At 62.1% G+C, this 15680-nt stretch carries 13 protein-coding genes; 10 read left to right on the top strand and 3 right to left on the bottom strand.

The genetic code is table 11. The annotated features are described in order from the left end of the window. Window positions 1–5: 5 nt before the first annotated feature. The 4 genes from AC07V9_RS19645 (at window position 6) to moaA (ending at window position 4794) form a co-directional block, all read left to right on the top strand. Window positions 6–1058, top strand: coding sequence for an ABC transporter substrate-binding protein (locus AC07V9_RS19645; protein WP_495017459.1), 1053 nt, complete (start codon window positions 6–8; stop codon window positions 1056–1058). A gap of 198 nt (window positions 1059–1256) precedes the next feature. Then, on the top strand, window positions 1257–2639 hold the full coding sequence (locus tag AC07V9_RS19640; RefSeq protein ID WP_495017315.1) for a cation:proton antiporter: 1383 nt from the start codon (window positions 1257–1259) through the stop codon (window positions 2637–2639). Window positions 2640–2885: 246 nt separating this feature from the next. Further along, on the top strand, window positions 2886–3710 hold the full coding sequence (locus AC07V9_RS19635; RefSeq protein WP_495017314.1) for a formate/nitrite transporter family protein: 825 nt from the start codon (window positions 2886–2888) through the stop codon (window positions 3708–3710). 85 nt (window positions 3711–3795) lie between these two features. Further along, window positions 3796–4794 carry a GTP 3',8-cyclase MoaA gene (gene moaA / locus AC07V9_RS19630; protein ID WP_495017313.1) on the top strand — a complete coding sequence of 333 codons (999 nt, stop codon included), beginning with the start codon at window positions 3796–3798 and terminating at the stop codon, window positions 4792–4794. Here moaA and AC07V9_RS19625 read toward each other — a convergent pair. From AC07V9_RS19625 to ercA, 3 genes are all read right to left on the bottom strand, one after another. Next, window positions 4791–5138 (bottom strand): ANTAR domain-containing response regulator, encoded by a 348-nt coding sequence (locus AC07V9_RS19625; protein ID WP_495017312.1) that lies wholly within the window; start codon window positions 5136–5138, stop codon window positions 4791–4793. The two genes, moaA and AC07V9_RS19625, sit on opposite strands and share 4 nt — an antisense overlap. Before the next feature lie 220 nt (window positions 5139–5358). After that, window positions 5359–7047, bottom strand: coding sequence for a PAS domain-containing hybrid sensor histidine kinase/response regulator (locus tag AC07V9_RS19620; RefSeq protein WP_495017311.1), 1689 nt, complete (start codon window positions 7045–7047; stop codon window positions 5359–5361). Continuing rightward, entirely contained in the window at window positions 7031–8194 is a 1164-nt protein-coding gene (gene ercA, locus AC07V9_RS19615; RefSeq protein WP_495017310.1) for an alcohol dehydrogenase-like regulatory protein ErcA, read from the bottom strand. The genes AC07V9_RS19620 and ercA overlap by 17 nt, the downstream gene beginning before the upstream one ends. Before the next feature lie 353 nt (window positions 8195–8547). Between ercA and purU the strand changes: the two genes are divergently transcribed. From purU to AC07V9_RS19585, 6 genes are read left to right on the top strand one after another with little or no spacing between them, the layout of a single operon-like run. After that, window positions 8548–9414, top strand: coding sequence for a formyltetrahydrofolate deformylase (purU, locus tag AC07V9_RS19610; protein WP_495017309.1), 867 nt, complete (start codon window positions 8548–8550; stop codon window positions 9412–9414). Beyond that, on the top strand, window positions 9411–10325 hold the full coding sequence (folD, locus tag AC07V9_RS19605; protein ID WP_495017308.1) for a bifunctional methylenetetrahydrofolate dehydrogenase/methenyltetrahydrofolate cyclohydrolase FolD: 915 nt from the start codon (window positions 9411–9413) through the stop codon (window positions 10323–10325). Before purU ends, folD begins: the two co-directional genes overlap by 4 nt. Next, window positions 10307–11548 carry an FAD-dependent oxidoreductase gene (locus AC07V9_RS19600; RefSeq protein WP_495017307.1) on the top strand — a complete coding sequence of 414 codons (1242 nt, stop codon included), beginning with the start codon at window positions 10307–10309 and terminating at the stop codon, window positions 11546–11548. Before folD ends, AC07V9_RS19600 begins: the two co-directional genes overlap by 19 nt. Before the next feature lie 10 nt (window positions 11549–11558). Continuing rightward, entirely contained in the window at window positions 11559–11861 is a 303-nt protein-coding gene (locus tag AC07V9_RS19595; RefSeq protein WP_495017306.1) for a sarcosine oxidase subunit delta, read from the top strand. Continuing rightward, entirely contained in the window at window positions 11858–14755 is a 2898-nt protein-coding gene (locus AC07V9_RS19590) for a 2Fe-2S iron-sulfur cluster-binding protein (protein ID WP_495017305.1), read from the top strand. Before AC07V9_RS19595 ends, AC07V9_RS19590 begins: the two co-directional genes overlap by 4 nt. Before the next feature lies 1 nt (window position 14756). Further along, window positions 14757–15332 (top strand): sarcosine oxidase subunit gamma, encoded by a 576-nt coding sequence (locus AC07V9_RS19585; RefSeq protein ID WP_495017304.1) that lies wholly within the window; start codon window positions 14757–14759, stop codon window positions 15330–15332. The last annotated feature ends 348 nt before the right edge of the window (window positions 15333–15680 follow it).

The following is a 15680-nucleotide window of genomic DNA, read 5'->3' as shown; positions in this document are numbered from 1 at the left end:
ACACCCTGAAAAGCCTCAAAGGTTTCGCCCTGACCGGCCTCGCCTGTTTGCCCCTCGCCGCGCTGTTGGCGTCGACATCGGCTCACGCGCAAACGACCCTGTACCTGGGCATGAACGGCGGCACTATGGAGCGGCTCTATGCCGATCAGGTGCTGCCGGCGTTCGAGAAGGCCAACAACGTCAAGGTCGTGATCGTGCCGGGCACCTCTTCGGACATCCTTGCCAAGGTTCAGGCCAGCAAGGACAACCCGCAGATGCACGTGATGTTCCTCGACGACGGCATCATGTACCGGGCAATTTCCATGGGCCTGTGCGGCAAGCTGCAACCGAGCGCGGCCTTGGCCGACATCCCCGCCAAGGGCAAGATCAAGGACGAGGCAGCGGCCGTGAGCCTGGGTGTGACGGGCCTTGCGTACAACACCAAGATGTTCCAGGAAAACGGCTGGAGCGCGCCGACCTCGTGGGCGGACATGGCCGACAAGCGCTACAAGGACAAACTGGTGTTCCAGTCGCTGGCCTCCAGCACCTTTGGCCTGCATGGTTTTCTGATGTTCAACCGCTTGCAGGGCGGCAACGAAACCAACGTCGAGCCGGGCTTCACCGCCTGGCCGAAAACCGTGGGGCCCAATGTGCTGGAATACATCGCCAGCTCCGCGAAGATCTCCGAAATGGTGCAGACCGGGGAAGCGGCGTTGTTTCCGTTGACGCCGACTCAGGTGACGGCGCTGAAGCTCAAGGGCATCCCGGTGGAATACGCGCCGCCCAAAGAAGGCGCCGTGGTGCTGAACGTCGCCGAATGCACGATTGCCAACAACGATCAGCCGGAACTGGCGCAGAAACTGGCCGCGTTTCTGTTGACGCCTGAAGCTCAGGCCCCGGCGCTTGAGATGGGCGACCAGATCCCGTCCAACCCGAAAACCCCGACCAGCGACCGCACCCGCGGGCAGGTGGAAGCGATGAACAAATACCTGGAGACAGCGGTGACGATTGACTGGGATCAGGTCAACCAGATTCGGCCGGAGTGGAACGCACGCTGGAGCCGGACGATCGAGCGGTAATCGGCTGCCTGATGGGTCTATGTAGGAGCGCGCTTGCCCGCGATTGGGTCCAAAAGACGCTGACGTACTGCCTGACATGACGGTTCGCGGGCAAGCGCGCTCCTACAGTGGGTCATCTGCACATCATTATTCCTTTCAACTATCCCCCACCCGCGCAGTCATACAAAGAACCCCACCCACTACGCACGACGAGGCCGGATGAGTTTCATTCTTTGTATGACCGTGCTCGGTGTCCTGCTGATGCTGCTGGCACTGACCTCCGCTTACCTGCGCTGGCTGCCGGTGACCACATCGGCGGTGTGCCTGGCGTTTGGCGCCTGCATCGGGCCATGGGGGCTGGATCTGGTCGAACTGGACATCCGCGACTCGCGCCACTGGCTGGAACGCCTGACCGAAGTCGCCGTGCTGTTTTCCCTGTTCAACACCGGTATCAAACTGCGCCTGCCGCTGCACCGCACGGCCTGGCATTCGGCCTATCTGTTGGCCGTACCGGTGATGCTCGCGACCATTGTCGGCGCCTGCCTTGCTGCCCATTACCTGCTCGACCTGCCGTGGGCCATTTCCCTGCTTTTAGGCGCGATGCTCTCGCCCACCGACCCGGTGCTTGCGGGGCTGGTGCAGGTCAACAACGCGCAGGATTTCGACCGGGTGCGCTTCGGCCTGTCCGGGGAAGCCGGGCTCAACGACGGCACGGCGTTTCCCTTCGTCATCTTCGCCCTGCTGTTCCTCAGCCACGGTGCGACGGATTTCAACTGGGTGCAGGGCTGGCTGCTGAAGAACATTGTCTGGGGCGTGCCCGTGGGCCTGTTGCTTGGCTACGCATTGGGGTGCGGCGTGGGCCATCTGATGATTTACCTGCGCATCAAGAACGCCGACAGCACCACCTCGCCCAACGACTTCCTCGCCCTGGCACTCATTGCGATTGCCTATGTTGCAGCGGAAGGGCTAGGCGCCTACGGATTCCTTTCGGTGTTCGCGGCAGGCCTGGGACTGCGTCGCGCTGAAGTGCGCACCACGCAATCGGACGTCCCCTCCGAGCACGTCGCCAGACCCGTGCTCGGCCATATGGACAGCGACCCGCAGGCCGCCATCGTCACCCACCACGACGAACTCAGCGAATCTCAGCTGGCCGCCGGAGTGATGATGGGCGACATGCTGGCGTTCGGCAGCCTGGTAGAGCGCGCCATGGAAGTGCTGCTGATCACCCTGCTCGGCGCGGCCATCGCGATGTATTGGGACTGGCGCGCACTGCCGCTGGCGCTGGCATTGTTCTGCGTGGTTCGCCCCTTGAGCGTCTGGCTGCTGATCAGCCGTCGCCTGCTGACCCGGCCGCAAAAGGCGCTGGTGGGCTGGTTCGGCATTCGCGGCATCGGCACGCTGTATTACCTGTGCTATGCGCTGTCCCACGGCCTTCCGCTGGATGCAGCCTCAAGCATCATCAGCCTGACGCTGTCGGTGGTCGCCCTGAGTATTCTGCTGCATGGCATCAGCATTCAGCCGCTGCTGGAACGTTACGAGCGACGCATGACGGCTGACTCGGCCATCGACAGCGAAACCAGCGCCGATAGAGCCGATCGATGAATTCATCGGAACAAGCGATTGGACGCTCTAGGCCGCGATCGGTAGCTTGCTCAGTAACTGGATACGTCTTTTCCGATGTTTCTGCGATGCGGCGTGAAGTCGCACACCATGACCTTCAAATGGATTGGCGCCGTGTCCGCTGACACGTTCGCGCAACAAGACCGGACGCTTGAACACCCTTACTAATCGTTGTCTGGCGACCGACGCCACGTCGTGTCGCCGGCCCCTGCGTGCGAGCTTGAAAACATGTCCATCAATACACCCCAACAGATTGCTGAAATCACTGTCGAAGCCGGGGTCAAGAAATCGCACATGCCTGTGGCGTCCATTCTGGTGCTGGGTTTTCTAGCCGGCGCCTTTATCTCCCTGGGCTTTCTGCTAGACATCCACGTCAGCACCATGATCCCCGGCCCGTGGGCCTCGTTGGGCAACCTGCTGGGCGCGGCGGTGTTTCCCATCGGCCTGATCCTGACCATCCTTGCAGGGGGCGAATTGCTGACCGGCAACATGATGAGCCTGCCGACCGCGATGTTCGCCCGCCGTATCTCGGCGGGTGCTGTGGCCCGCAACTGGGGCCTGGTGACCCTGGCCAACCTGCTCGGCGCGCTGTTCATCGCGTGGTTTTTCGGTCATGTGCTGGGCCTGACCGAAGGCGCGTTTCTGGCCAAGACCGTCGCCATCGCCAAAGCCAAGGCCGGGGCCGATTTCGGTCAGGCGTTCATCTCCGGCATCGGCTGCAACTGGCTGGTGTGCCTGGCGGTGTGGCTGTCCTACGCGAGCAAGGACGTGACCGGCAAGATCCTTGGCATGTGGTTCCCGATCATGGCGTTCGTGGCCATCGGCTTTCAGCACGTGGTGGCGAACATGTTCGTGATTCCGGCGGCCATCTTTGCCGACGCGCTGACCTGGGGCGACTTCTTCGAGAACTTCGTCGCGGTGTTCCTGGGCAACGCGGTGGGGGGTGCAATTTTCGTCGGGCTGGCGTATTACGTGTCTTATGCCAAGGCTGCGCAAAACACGGGCGAACCTGCTGTGTCGGTCGAGCAACCACTGAGCCAGAAAATCGGATGATTCGATCACCTGGCGCTGCCGATAAACGCCAGGCGATTGGCCTCTGCCACGCAACACGCTGTCGAGATCCTCATCGAGAACCACAATGTCAGATCGCGTCCTGTTAGACAGTTATTCACGCAAAGTCGATTACGTTCGCCTCTCGGTGACCGATCGCTGCGATTTTCGCTGCGTGTACTGCATGGCCGAGGACATGACCTTTCTGCCGCGCCAGCAGATCCTGTCCCTCGAAGAAATCCAGCAGATTGCCGAGCGCTTCGTCGCACTGGGCACCAAAAAGATCCGGCTGACGGGGGGCGAGCCATTGGTGCGCGCAGGGATCGTCGGCCTGTGCAAAAACATCGCCGCCCTGCCCGGCCTGCGCGAACTGTGCATGACCACCAACGGCTCGCAGCTGGAAAAACTCGCAGCGCCTTTGTTCGATGCAGGGCTCAAGCGCCTGAACATCAGCCTGGACAGCCTTGACCCCGTTCGCTTCAAGGACTTGACCCGCACGGGCGATCTGAACAAGGTCATTGCCGGGATCGACGCCGCCAATGCCGCGGGTTTCAGCCACACCAAGCTCAACTGCGTGGTGATGCAGGGGCGCAACGATCATGAGATCAACGACCTGATCGCCTTCGCCATCGACCGTGGTCTGGACATTACCTTTATCGAAGAAATGCCCCTGGGCATCATAAGTGAACACAGCCGCGCCGAGTCGTTCTTCTCAAGCGACCAGGTCCGCGAACGCATCGCCGAGCGTTATACCCTCATCAATTCCACCGAATCGACCCAGGGCCCTTCGCGCTACTGGCGCCTGGCCGAAGCCCCGGACATCCGCGTCGGCTTCATCTCGCCCCACAGCCACAACTTCTGCGCCACCTGCAACCGAGTGCGGGTCACCGTCGAAGGTCGCCTGCTGCTGTGCCTGGGCAACGAACACTCCGCCGACCTTAAAGCCGTCCTGCGCGCCAACCCCGGTCAACCGGAAAAACTCGAAAAAGCCATCGTCGAGGCCATGAAGCTCAAGCCGTATCGGCACAACTTCGAGATCAACGATGACGTGCAGGTGGTGCGGTTCATGAACATGACGGGGGGTTAACGGCGCGGCGAACGCCCTGCCGCCAGATTCAGCAGCGCTTGCGCCACATCCACCATGCGCTGCCCCCGCTCCATCGACGACAGCCGCAGCCGCTCATAGGCGTCGCCTTCGCTCATCTGGTATTCATCCATCAACAGGCGCTTGGCCCGCTCCACCACTTTGCGCTCGTTCAACGCCTGCCGGGCCTCGTCGCGCTCGTCGTGGGCGCTGAGCAAGCGCTGGGTCTGGGTTTGCAGCATGTCGAGCACCGAGCGGCCGAGATGATGACCCAGGCCATCCTGCCCAGCACTGTCCAGATCAACCGCCTGAACGCTGAACAACAGCGCCCATCCCGCTCGGCCCACTGCGCACCGCCTGCGTTCGGCCTGCACCCAAGTCGTGATGTGTGTCGTCTGGTCTATTGCGCACGAAAAGCAGCACATCAAGAGCGGGTGCTCATGCGGCCCTTGCTTCTGCCGAAGGCGTACGAGTCCGGCTTGTCCCGCGATCGGCGACGAAGTCGTCGTAAAACCTGCAAGCGCGGTTCATCTGACTTACCACAGCAATCGGTTTCACGACTACGGCTCACCCCAAAAGCTGACTCACCACCGCCCGCAACTTCCCCGGTTTCACCGGCTTGTTCAACAACGGCGCATCAAGGGCCTGCAACGACCGGCGGCACAGGTCCGTGCGATCAGCAGTGATCATCACGCACGGAATCTGAACCCCGAAATGCTCTCGCAAATGCGCAACCACATCGCACCCCAGCACGCCGTGGTCGAGATGAAAATCAAAGAGGATCAGCTCCGGCGCTCGCCCCTTAAGCACCGCATGGCACGCCGCTTCGTCGGTGGCCGTCAGCACTTCACACCCCCACTGCCCCAGCAACGCCGCCATGCTGTCGAGGATGCTGGTCTCGTTGTCGAGCACCAACAACCGACGGCCGGGCAGCGGGTTGCCGACGCTCGGGAATTGCTGGACCACGACGTTCACCGGCATGGGTCTTTCGGCGGATAACGGCACGTCGATGGCGAAGACCGAACCTCGCCCCGGTTGTGAGCGCACCTGAATACGTCCGCCAAGGATGCGCCCGATACGTTCGACGATTGCCAGGCCCAAGCCCACGCCTTTGCGATCCGCCGCGCGGCCAACATCGAGCTGGTTGAATTCCAGGAAGATCGACTCCAGTCGGTCCTCGGCGATGCCGCGTCCGGTGTCCCACACTTCGATCCGCAGCCTGTCCCCTCGTTTGCGTGCCCCCAACAGGATGCTGCCTCGCTCGGTGTAGCGGCAGGCGTTGCTGAGGAAGTTGCGCAGGATACGCGTGAGCAGGCGCAGGTCGGTGCGCACGGCACACTCGCCGATGCGCGCGCGCAGGGTCAGTCCGGCAGCGGCGGCCACAGGCTGGAACTCCGAGACCAGCGGCGCCAGCACTTCGTCCAGGCGATACAGATCGATGTCGGGCACAATCGCGGCGCGATCGAATTTGGCGATGTCCAGCAGGTCGGTGAGCAGGTCCTCTGCCCCTTCCAGCGCCTGATGGGTGCGCTCGACCATGATCTGCTCGGCGTCTGGCAGGCTGCGTTCGCGCAGGGTGGAGATCAGCAAGCGCGCCGCGTTCAGCGGTTGCAACAGGTCGTGGCTGGCGGCGGCGAGGTATTTGTCCTTGCTGTGGTTCGCGGCTTCGGCGGCGTCGCGGGCGTCGCGCAGGTTGAGATTGGCCTCAAGCAGTTCATCGGTGCGGGCAGCCACGCGCAGCTCGAGCTGATCGTTGAGTTCCTGCAAGCGCTGTTGCGCCAGTTTTCGCTCGGTGATGTCGGCGACGAAGCCTTCGAACACGCCGTCTTCATCAGGTTTGAGCAACAGGTTCATCAGCACGTCGACGTAACTGCCGTCCTTGCGCCTCAGACGCGTCTCATAGCCCTGCACGCTGTGCTCGCGTTTGAGCTTCAGCGCCAATGCGCTCACTTCAGTCTGGCCGCCGATGAACAACGTGCTGGCCAGATCGTCGAGGGCCAGCAGCACTTCCTGGGCGTCGCCGTAGCCCAGCATGCGAGCCAACGCCGGGTTGGCGGCGCGCAGGCCCTCATGCAGCCGGGCCTGAAAGATGCCATGGACAGCGTGCTCGAACAGCCATTTATAACGGTTGCGCTCGTTCTCAAGCTCGGCCAGGCGCAGGGTCAGTTCCGGGTAATGGCTCTTGCGCGTGGAGTGGTTGCCCAGCCCGAGCAGCGCCGTCAGCGCGCCTTGGCGAGGGTCAGAGGGCTTCGCCATAGACCACTTCGACGTCGCGCTGACTGGAGGTTCGCGGGTTGGTGAGGATGCACGGATCGCCCATCGCGTGCTGCGAAAGAAAGGGAATGTCGCTGCTGCTCACCCCATGCAGGCCGAGGGTTTCGTGGAAGCCGATCTGGTGTTTGAGTGCGATCAGATGTTCGACCAGGCGCTTGCTGATTGCCGCGTGGTTCAGGCCACGGCAATCGATGCCCAGGGTTTGGGCAATGACCTTGAAGCGATCGGGGGCCGAGCTGTAATTGAACGCCACCACGTGCTCGACCAGCACCGCGTTGCACAGCCCATGGGGCAGGTCGAGAAAGCCGCCCAGGCTGTGGGACATGGCGTGTACGGCGCCGAGAATCGCATTGGAAAACGCCAGCCCCGCCTGCATGCTGCCGAGCATGATTTTCTCGCGCAGGGCGATGTCGCCGGGGTTGGCGATCATCGGCACCAGGTGGGTGTTGATCAGGCGCAGGGCTTCCAGCGCATGGGGGTCGGTCAGCGGACCGTGGCCGGTGGAGACAAAGGCCTCGATGGCGTGGACCAGCGCGTCGATGCCGGTACAAGCCGAGAGGAAGGGGTCCATGCTCAGGGTCGTTTCCGGATCGATCAGCGAGACATCGGGCACCACTGCCTTGCTGACGATGGAAAACTTCATGCGCTCTTGCTGATCGGAAATGATCACGAACTGCGAGACATCCGCCGAGGTACCCGCAGTGGTGGGGATCAGGATCAGTGGCGGACTGGGCACACGAATGGTGTCGACGCCTTCGAATTCGAGGATGTTGCGGCCGTGGGCCACTGAAATGCCGATGGCCTTGCCGCAATCCATCGGGCTCCCACCGCCGACGGCGACGATCACATCGCAATGGTGCTCGCGGTACAGCTCGGCGCCGAGCATGACTTCCTCCACCCGCGGGTTGGGTGAAACGCCGCTGTAGATGAAGTAGTCCAGGCCCTGCTGTTGCAGGCTGGCCTCGACATCGGCGACCCAACCGGCGGCGATCACGCCAGGGTCGCTGACCACCATGACCTTGCGCGCGCCAAAGGTGCGGGCGTAGTTGCCAACGCTGTGGCGGCTGCCTGCACCAAAGATGATTTCGGGGGAAACGAACTTACGCAGCAGGTGCAGGTTCTGGCTCATATCAGGCGCTTGTTGTTTTTATTCGAGAATGAGCGCCAGCCTAGAGCATCCGCGGGGTAATGCAATACGACCAATGACCCCCATCCCGGAGGCCTTGTATAGGGTCAAACCCTGCCCTGTTTTGCCTGTGCGCTCGCATCAACTTTCAGAGACCTCGCAGTAATTTCCTGTCAGTTAAAAAAGTTTCCAGAAATGTCTGGACGCGTCATTTTCTTTCGCCTATAAAACAGCCTTCGAGAATATTTAATTCCTGATAGGAATTTTTATTCGTCCATGAAGCGTTGTTTTACCGCTGAAATTTTTGCCTTCACACCCGTTGATCCGAGCTGCCGCCACTTCCCAGAGGACATGCCATGCAACACGAAAAGAACCATTTCATTCTCAAGATCAGCTGCCCGGCGACCTCCGGCATCGTCGCGGCGGTCACCTCGTATCTGGCGGGCAATGCTTGCTACATCGGTGAAATGGCGCAGTTCGACGACGAATTCAGCGGCAAATTCTTCATGCGTGCGGTGTTCCGCTTCAACGACGGGCACACAGGCGACATCGCGCAACTCAAGGCCGGGTTCGATGACGTCGCTAAGGCGTTCGACATGCAATGGGAACTGCACGACACCCGGGAACCCATGCGAGTGCTGTTGATGGTCAGCAAGTTCGACCACTGCCTGACCGACCTCTTGTACCGCTATCACAAGGGCGAGATGGACATGACCATCACTGCCATCGTTTCCAACCATCTTGACCTGCGGCCCATGGCCGAGCGCGAAGGCATTCGTTTCATCTACCTGCCGGTAACCAAAGAGACCAAGGCCCAGCAGGAAGCGGCGCTGATGAAAGTGGTCGACGAAACCGGCACTGACCTCGTGGTCCTCGCCCGCTACATGCAGATCCTCTCCGATGACCTGTGCAGGCAGCTCTCGGGCCGGGCGATCAACATTCACCACTCCTTCCTCCCCGGTTTCAAAGGCGCCAAGCCCTATCACCAGGCCTACGAGCGCGGCGTGAAGCTGATCGGTGCCACCGCTCATTACGTCACCAGCGACCTGGACGAAGGCCCGATCATCGAGCAGGAAGTACAGCGCGTCGATCACGTCTACCTGCCGGACGATCTGGTCGCCACCGGCCGTGACACCGAAACCGTGGCCCTCTCCAAAGCCGTGAAATACCACCTGGAGCACCGGGTTTTCCTCAACAACGACAGAACGGTGATCTTCCGGTGAATACCTCCAGGTTGATCGATGGCAAGGCCGCTGCCGATCGCGTCCTCGCTCAGGTAAAAGCTGATGTGCAGGCTTTGAAACGGGACGGCATCGAACCCGTGCTGGCCGTGATTCTGGTGGGTGAAGACCCGGCCAGTCAGGTCTACGTGCGCAACAAGATCCTGCGTGCCGAAGAGGCTGGCATTCGCTCGCTGGAACACCGGCTGAGCAAAGACACCACGCAAGCGCAGCTGCTTGACCTGATCGTCGAACTGAACAGCGATGCCAGCGTCAACGGCATCCTTCTGCAACTGCCGCTGCCCGCCCACATTGAAGAAGCCCGCGCCTTGCAGGCCATCGCGCCAAGCAAAGATGTCGACGGGTTTCACAGCGAAAACGTCGGCGGGCTGAGCCAGGGCCGCAACGTGCTGACGCCTTGCACCCCCAGCGGCTGCATGCAGTTGCTCGAAGACACCTGCGGTGATCTCTCCGGCAAGCACGCCGTGGTCATCGGCCGCTCGAACATCGTCGGCAAACCCATGGCCGCCCTGTTGCTCAAGGCCCACTGTTCGGTGACCGTGGTGCATTCGCGAAGCAGCAATGCCAAGGCCCTGTGCTGCCAGGCCGACATCGTCGTGGCTGCCGTCGGCCGCCCTAGAATCATCGACGCCAGCTGGCTCAAACCCGGCGCGGTGGTGATCGACGTTGGCATCAATCGCATTGAAGAGGACGGCCGCAGCCGTCTGGTGGGCGACGTCGATTTCGACAGCGCCCTGCCCAAGGTGTCGGCCATCACCCCGGTACCCGGCGGCGTCGGCCCGATGACCATCGCTTTTCTGATGAAAAATACCGTGACCGCCGCGCTGCAACAGGCGCAGCAGTCTTCCACGCACAGCAGCCCCTCGGAGGCCCCATGCCTTTCAATCTCCTGAAATACGGGCTCAGCTCGCAATACCCGGTCGAGGTGGACCTGCCTGCGCCCAGGGAACTCAAACCATCCTACGACGTGGTGATCATCGGCGGCGGCGGTCACGGTCTGGCCACGGCCTACTACCTGTCCAAATACCACGGCATCACCCATATCGCGGTGCTGGAAAAGGGTTATCTGGGTGGCGGCAATACGGCGCGCAACACCGCTGTGATCCGCTCCAACTACCTGACCAGCGAGGGCGTGCGCTTCTATGCCGAGTCGGTGCGGATGTTCGAGGGCCTGTCCAATGAGTTCGACTTCAACATCATGTACTCCCATCGCGGCCAACTGACGTTGGCCCATACCGACGCCACCGTGCGTTCGTTCCGCCAGCGCGCCGAGGTCAACAAGCACTTCGGCGGACGCACCGAGATGATTGATCGCCAGCAGATTCGCGAACTGGTGCCGACCCTCAACCTCGACCCCGGTCACCTGCCGGTGATCGCCGGACTCTGGCACATCGACGGCGCCACTGCGCGCCATGACGCCGTGGCCTGGGGCTACGCCAAACAGGCGGCCAAGCGCGGCGTGGAGATTCATCAGCTCACCGAAGTGCAGGAGCTGGTCATCGAGAACGGCACCATCACGGCCGTGAAGACCAATCGCGGCACGATCAAATGCGGTTGCGCAGTGCAAGCTGTGGCGGGCATGAGTTCGCAACTGATGAAGAAGGCCGGGATTCGCTCGCCGATCCAGACCTTCCCGCTGCAGGCGATGGTCACCCAGCCGTTCAAACCGTTCCTCGACCCGCTGGTGAGCTCGTCTGCGCTGCACTGCTACGTGCAGCAGACCAGCCGTGGCGAAGTGGTGTTTGGCGGCGGTTCCGATCCGTATCCGCTGTTCAACACCCGCTCGACGCTGGATCTGAAGGAAAGCCTGTTGGCCCACGCCATCGAAATGTTCCCGTTTCTGGCCAACGCCAAGCTGATGCGCCAGTGGGCCGGGATCACCGACATGACCCCCGACTACAGCCCTATCATGGGCCTGTCGCCGGTGAAGAATTATTACCTGGACGCCGGCTGGGGCACCTGGGGCTTCAAGGCCACGCCCATCTGCGGCAAGACCATGGCCGAGCTTGTGGCCAGTGGCGGCAAGGTGCCGGAGCTGATCAAGCCGTTTGGCCTTGAGCGGTTCTCGACCTTCCAGCAAGTCAACGAAATGGGCGCGACCGCGGCCAGCCACTGAGGAGCAAAACATGAAAGTGATGAATTGCCCGCTCAACGGGCCGCGCAACATCAGCGAGTTCACCTACGGCGGCGAGTTCAAGCAGATGCCGGACCCGCAGACCTGCAGCGATCTTGAATGGGCCGACTACGTGTTCAACAGCGAAGACACCCTGGGCGTGGTCCGCGAGTGGTGGATGCACAACCCGTCCAGCTATTGGTTCCTCGCCGAACGCCACACCGGCAGTGACGAAATCCTGCGCACCTTCGACCCGAAGGAAGTGTTCACCGCCCGAATCGACTTCACGACTGCTGCCAAGGAGACCGCCCGATGAGCCGTCTACCCGCTCCCATGGGTTTGCTGATCGACCGTAATCGGCCGCTCGATTTCAGTTTCGACGGCAAGCCGTACCAGGGCTTTGCCGGTGACAGCATCGCCAGCGCCCTGCTCGCCAATGGCCGGTTTCTGCTGTCCCGCTCGTTCAAATACCACCGCCCGCGCGGCCCGCTGACCATGGCCGGCCAGGACGCAAACACCCTGGTGCAACTGCCCAGCGAACCCAACGTGCTGGCCGACAGTCACCTGCTGGAAAACGGCGTGCAAGTGACCGGGCAGAACTTCAACGGCTCGCTGGACAACGACAAGGACGCGTATCTGGGCAAGTTCTCCAAGTTCATGCCAGTGGGCTTCTATTACCGCTCGTTCTACAAGCCCAAGGGCGCGTGGAAACTGTGGGAGCCGATCATCCGCAAGAAGGCGGGCCTGGGCGTACTGGACCTGAAGTTTCAGCCCGAGTATTACGACAAGGCCTATCTGTTTGCTGACCTGGCCGTCATCGGCGCAGGCCCGGCCGGTTTGCAGGCCGCACTGACCGCAGCCAACGCCGGCGCCAAGGTGCTGTTGGTCGAGCAGCAGCCGGTGCTGGGTGGTTCGCTGACCTACGCGCGCTTCGACATCGAAGGCCAGTGCGCTGAGACCCTGCGCCGCGAACTGGTGAGTGCCGTTGAAGGCCACGCCAATATTCAGGTTCTGAAAAAGGCCACCTGCAACGCCTGGTTCACCGACAACTACCTGCCGGTGATTCAGGGCAAACGCATGTACAAGGTCCGCGCGAGCCAATGCCTGATCGCCAGCGGCTCGTTCGATCAGCCGGTGATTTTCCGCAACAACGACCTGCCCGGCGTCATGCTCACCAGCGCCGCCCAGCGCCTGATGAAGCTGTACGCGGTCAAGCCGGGCAAACGCGCCGTGGTGCTGACCGGCAACGACGACGGCTACCTCGCCGCGCTCGACCTGTACGAGCAAGGCGTTGAAGTCGCAGCACTGGTGGACATGCGCGCCAACCCGGCTGATCGCGCGTTGTTGCTGGCACTGGAAAAACGCGGCATCCCCTGCCACCTCGGCAGCACGGTGTATGAAGCCCTGCACGAAAAGGGCATGCGCCACGTCAACGGCGCCGACATTCGCAAGATCACAGGCCAGGGCCAGGTGGCCAGCAACGGGCTGACGCTTGCGTGTGACCTGCTGTGCATGTCCGGGGGTTACATGCCGGTGTATCAGTTGCTGTGTCAGGCCGGCGGCAAGCTGGCCTATGACGATCAACTCGCGGAATTCACCCTCAGCGGCCTGCCGAAAAACCTCGGCGTGACAGGCTCGGCAAACGGTTTTCACGCGCTGGATAACGTGCTGGCCGATGCGACCCATCAGGCTGCCGAGATCGTCGTCGCGCTGAACCTGCAGCTGAGCGCCAAGCCATTGCCGATGCGTACCGAAGCTCAGGTCAATTTCCCGTGGCCGATCTTCCCGCACCCCAAGGGCAAGGATTTCGTCGACTTCGATGAAGACCTGCAGGTGCGCGACATCGTCAACGCGACCAAGATCGGCTACCGCGACGTGCAGCTGGTCAAACGCTATTCCACGGTCGGCATGGGCCCTTCCCAAGGGCGGCACTCGGCATTGCCGACTGCCCGACTGGTGGCGGCGTCAACCCAGCGCAGCATCAGCGAAACCGGCGTGACCACCGCGCGCCCGCCCTTCGAAGCGGAAAAACTCGCCCACGTCGCAGGCCGCGCATTCGACCCGTACCGGCAGACGCCGATGCACCGTCGCCATCTGGATGCCGGGGCGAAAATGATGCCTGCCGGTAGCTGGCAGCGCCCCGCTTATTACGGCAAGGCCAGCGAGCGGGAAAAATGCATGCAGGCCGAAGCCCTGCATGTGCGCAACAAGGTCGGCATCATCGACGTCTCGACCTTGGGCGGCCTCGACGTGCGCGGCCCGGATGCGGCCGAGCTGCTCAATCGCCTGTACACCTTTGCCTTCCTCAAGCAGCCCATCGGCCGCTCGCGCTATGCGCTGATGACCAACGAACACGGCGTGGTGATCGACGATGGCGTCTGCGCGCGCTTCGCCGAAAACCATTTCTACGTCACCGCCACCACCAGCGGCGTCGATCGCATCTATCAGCAGATGCTCAAGTGGAACGCGCAGTGGCGGTTGAACGTCGACATCGCCAACGTCACCGCAGCGATCTCGGCGGTGAACGTGGCCGGGCCGGATTCACGCAAGGTGCTGGAAAAGGTCTGCAGCGATCTCGACCTGTCGGCGGAAGGTTTTCCGTATCTGGGCGTGCGTGAGGGCACTGTGGCGGGGATCAAGACGCGGTTGCTGCGGGTCGGTTTCGTCGGCGAATTGGGCTATGAGATTCACGTCCCTGCCCGGCATGCCCTGAAGCTGTGGGATGCGCTGATGGAGGCTGGCAAGGCCTTCGACATTCGCCCGTTCGGCGTCGAAACCCAGCGCCTGCTGCGTCTGGAGAAAGGCCACGTGATCATCAGCCAGGACACCGACGGCATGACCCACCCCGCCGAGATCGACATGGGTTGGGCGGTCAGTCGCAGCAAGCCGTTCTTCGTCGGGCGCCGCTCGGTGGACATCCTCGAAGCCCAGCCGCAGAAACGCAAACTGGTGGGTTTCACCCTGCCCAAGGCCAGCCCGCAACCCCTGGAGGGCCATCTGGTGCTCAAGGGGGCCGACATCAGCGGCAACGTGACCTCCTGCGAGTACTCGCAATCGCTCGACAGGATCATCGGCCTGGCCTACGCCGCGTCCGATCAAAGCACGCCGGGGCAGCAGATTCCGATCCGCGTCGAGGACGGCGTCATCGTCCAGGCCACGGTGGTGAAACTGCCGTTCTTCGACCCTGAAAACCAGCGCCAGGAGCTCTGACATGTCCAGCCTCAACACCGAACGTCCCATCGCCCCGGCGCAGGTCAATGTGAACCCGGTTGCCCGATGCGCGCTGGTCGACCTGACCGATCTGCCACGGGTTGGCTTTCGCGGGATGCAGAGCGCGGAGTATCTGCAAGTCCGAGGCTTCTGCCTGCCCGAGGCGCCGAACCGCGCCGTGACGCAAGGCGATGGCAGCCACGTTGCACGCCTGTCGCAGACCGAATACTTGATCCTCGGCAGCGCCAACGATCAAGGCGAGCGCATCGCCGATGAAGAAGCGCGCTGGGAGCTGGACCACACCGCCAACTACCAGCTGCCTCGACAAGACAGTCATGCGTGGCTGCAACTGAGCGGCGTGTGCATCGCCGAGGTCATGGCCAAGCTGTGCGGCGTCGACCTGCGCGCCCAGGCCTTCGCGCCAGGCGCGGTGGCGCAGACTTCGGCGGCGCGGATCAACGTGATCGTGGTGAATGTGGGCGGCGATTCACAGCCTGCGTTCCAGATTCTGTTCGACCGCGCATCGCTGGAGTATTTCAAGGGTGCGGTGCTGGATGCGATGGCGGAATTTGTTTAAGAGCGGTCAAGCCGACCGTTTGATCTTGATCTTGATCTTGCTTTTCAGCTCTTCAGCTCTTCAGCTCTTGATCTTGATCTTGGGACGCGCCCTCACAGACACCGCAAAACGCGACTTGGGTGCAGGCCGAGTGCAGGCGCCGCGCAGTGGATCGAGCCGCAGGATGCGGCGAGAGCGCCGGGACAGGGACGTCCGTTTCGGCGCGTGCCCACGGAGCGGGGCCGAAACGAGGGAACCCGACGAAGGAGGGCCAAGCCAGGAGCAGGGCCTTTGAACTGACCCCCAAAAGTTGGACAAAAAGCGCTAGAGGCTCATGGCCTGGGTTCGAAACTGCACCGGACTCAGGCC

The organism is Pseudomonas sp. GW821-FHT02A11 (genome assembly GCF_059421985.1).
The sequence above is the reverse complement of the archived record's forward strand: the minus strand, read 5'-3'. Positions and strand labels throughout refer to the sequence as shown.

Coding starts and splice junctions, on each gene's coding strand:
- AC07V9_RS19640 (WP_495017315.1), top strand. CDS start 1,257: ATGAGTTTCATTCTTTGTATGACCGTGCTCGGTGTCCTGCTGATGCTG.
- AC07V9_RS19635 (WP_495017314.1), top strand. CDS start 2,886: ATGTCCATCAATACACCCCAACAGATTGCTGAAATCACTGTCGAAGCC.
- moaA (WP_495017313.1), top strand. CDS start 3,796: ATGTCAGATCGCGTCCTGTTAGACAGTTATTCACGCAAAGTCGATTAC.
- AC07V9_RS19620 (WP_495017311.1), bottom strand. CDS start 7,047: ATGGCGAAGCCCTCTGACCCTCGCCAAGGCGCGCTGACGGCGCTGCTC.
- ercA (WP_495017310.1), bottom strand. CDS start 8,194: ATGAGCCAGAACCTGCACCTGCTGCGTAAGTTCGTTTCCCCCGAAATC.
- purU (WP_495017309.1), top strand. CDS start 8,548: ATGCAACACGAAAAGAACCATTTCATTCTCAAGATCAGCTGCCCGGCG.
- AC07V9_RS19600 (WP_495017307.1), top strand. CDS start 10,307: ATGCCTTTCAATCTCCTGAAATACGGGCTCAGCTCGCAATACCCGGTC.
- AC07V9_RS19595 (WP_495017306.1), top strand. CDS start 11,559: ATGAAAGTGATGAATTGCCCGCTCAACGGGCCGCGCAACATCAGCGAG.
- AC07V9_RS19590 (WP_495017305.1), top strand. CDS start 11,858: ATGAGCCGTCTACCCGCTCCCATGGGTTTGCTGATCGACCGTAATCGG.
- AC07V9_RS19585 (WP_495017304.1), top strand. CDS start 14,757: ATGTCCAGCCTCAACACCGAACGTCCCATCGCCCCGGCGCAGGTCAAT.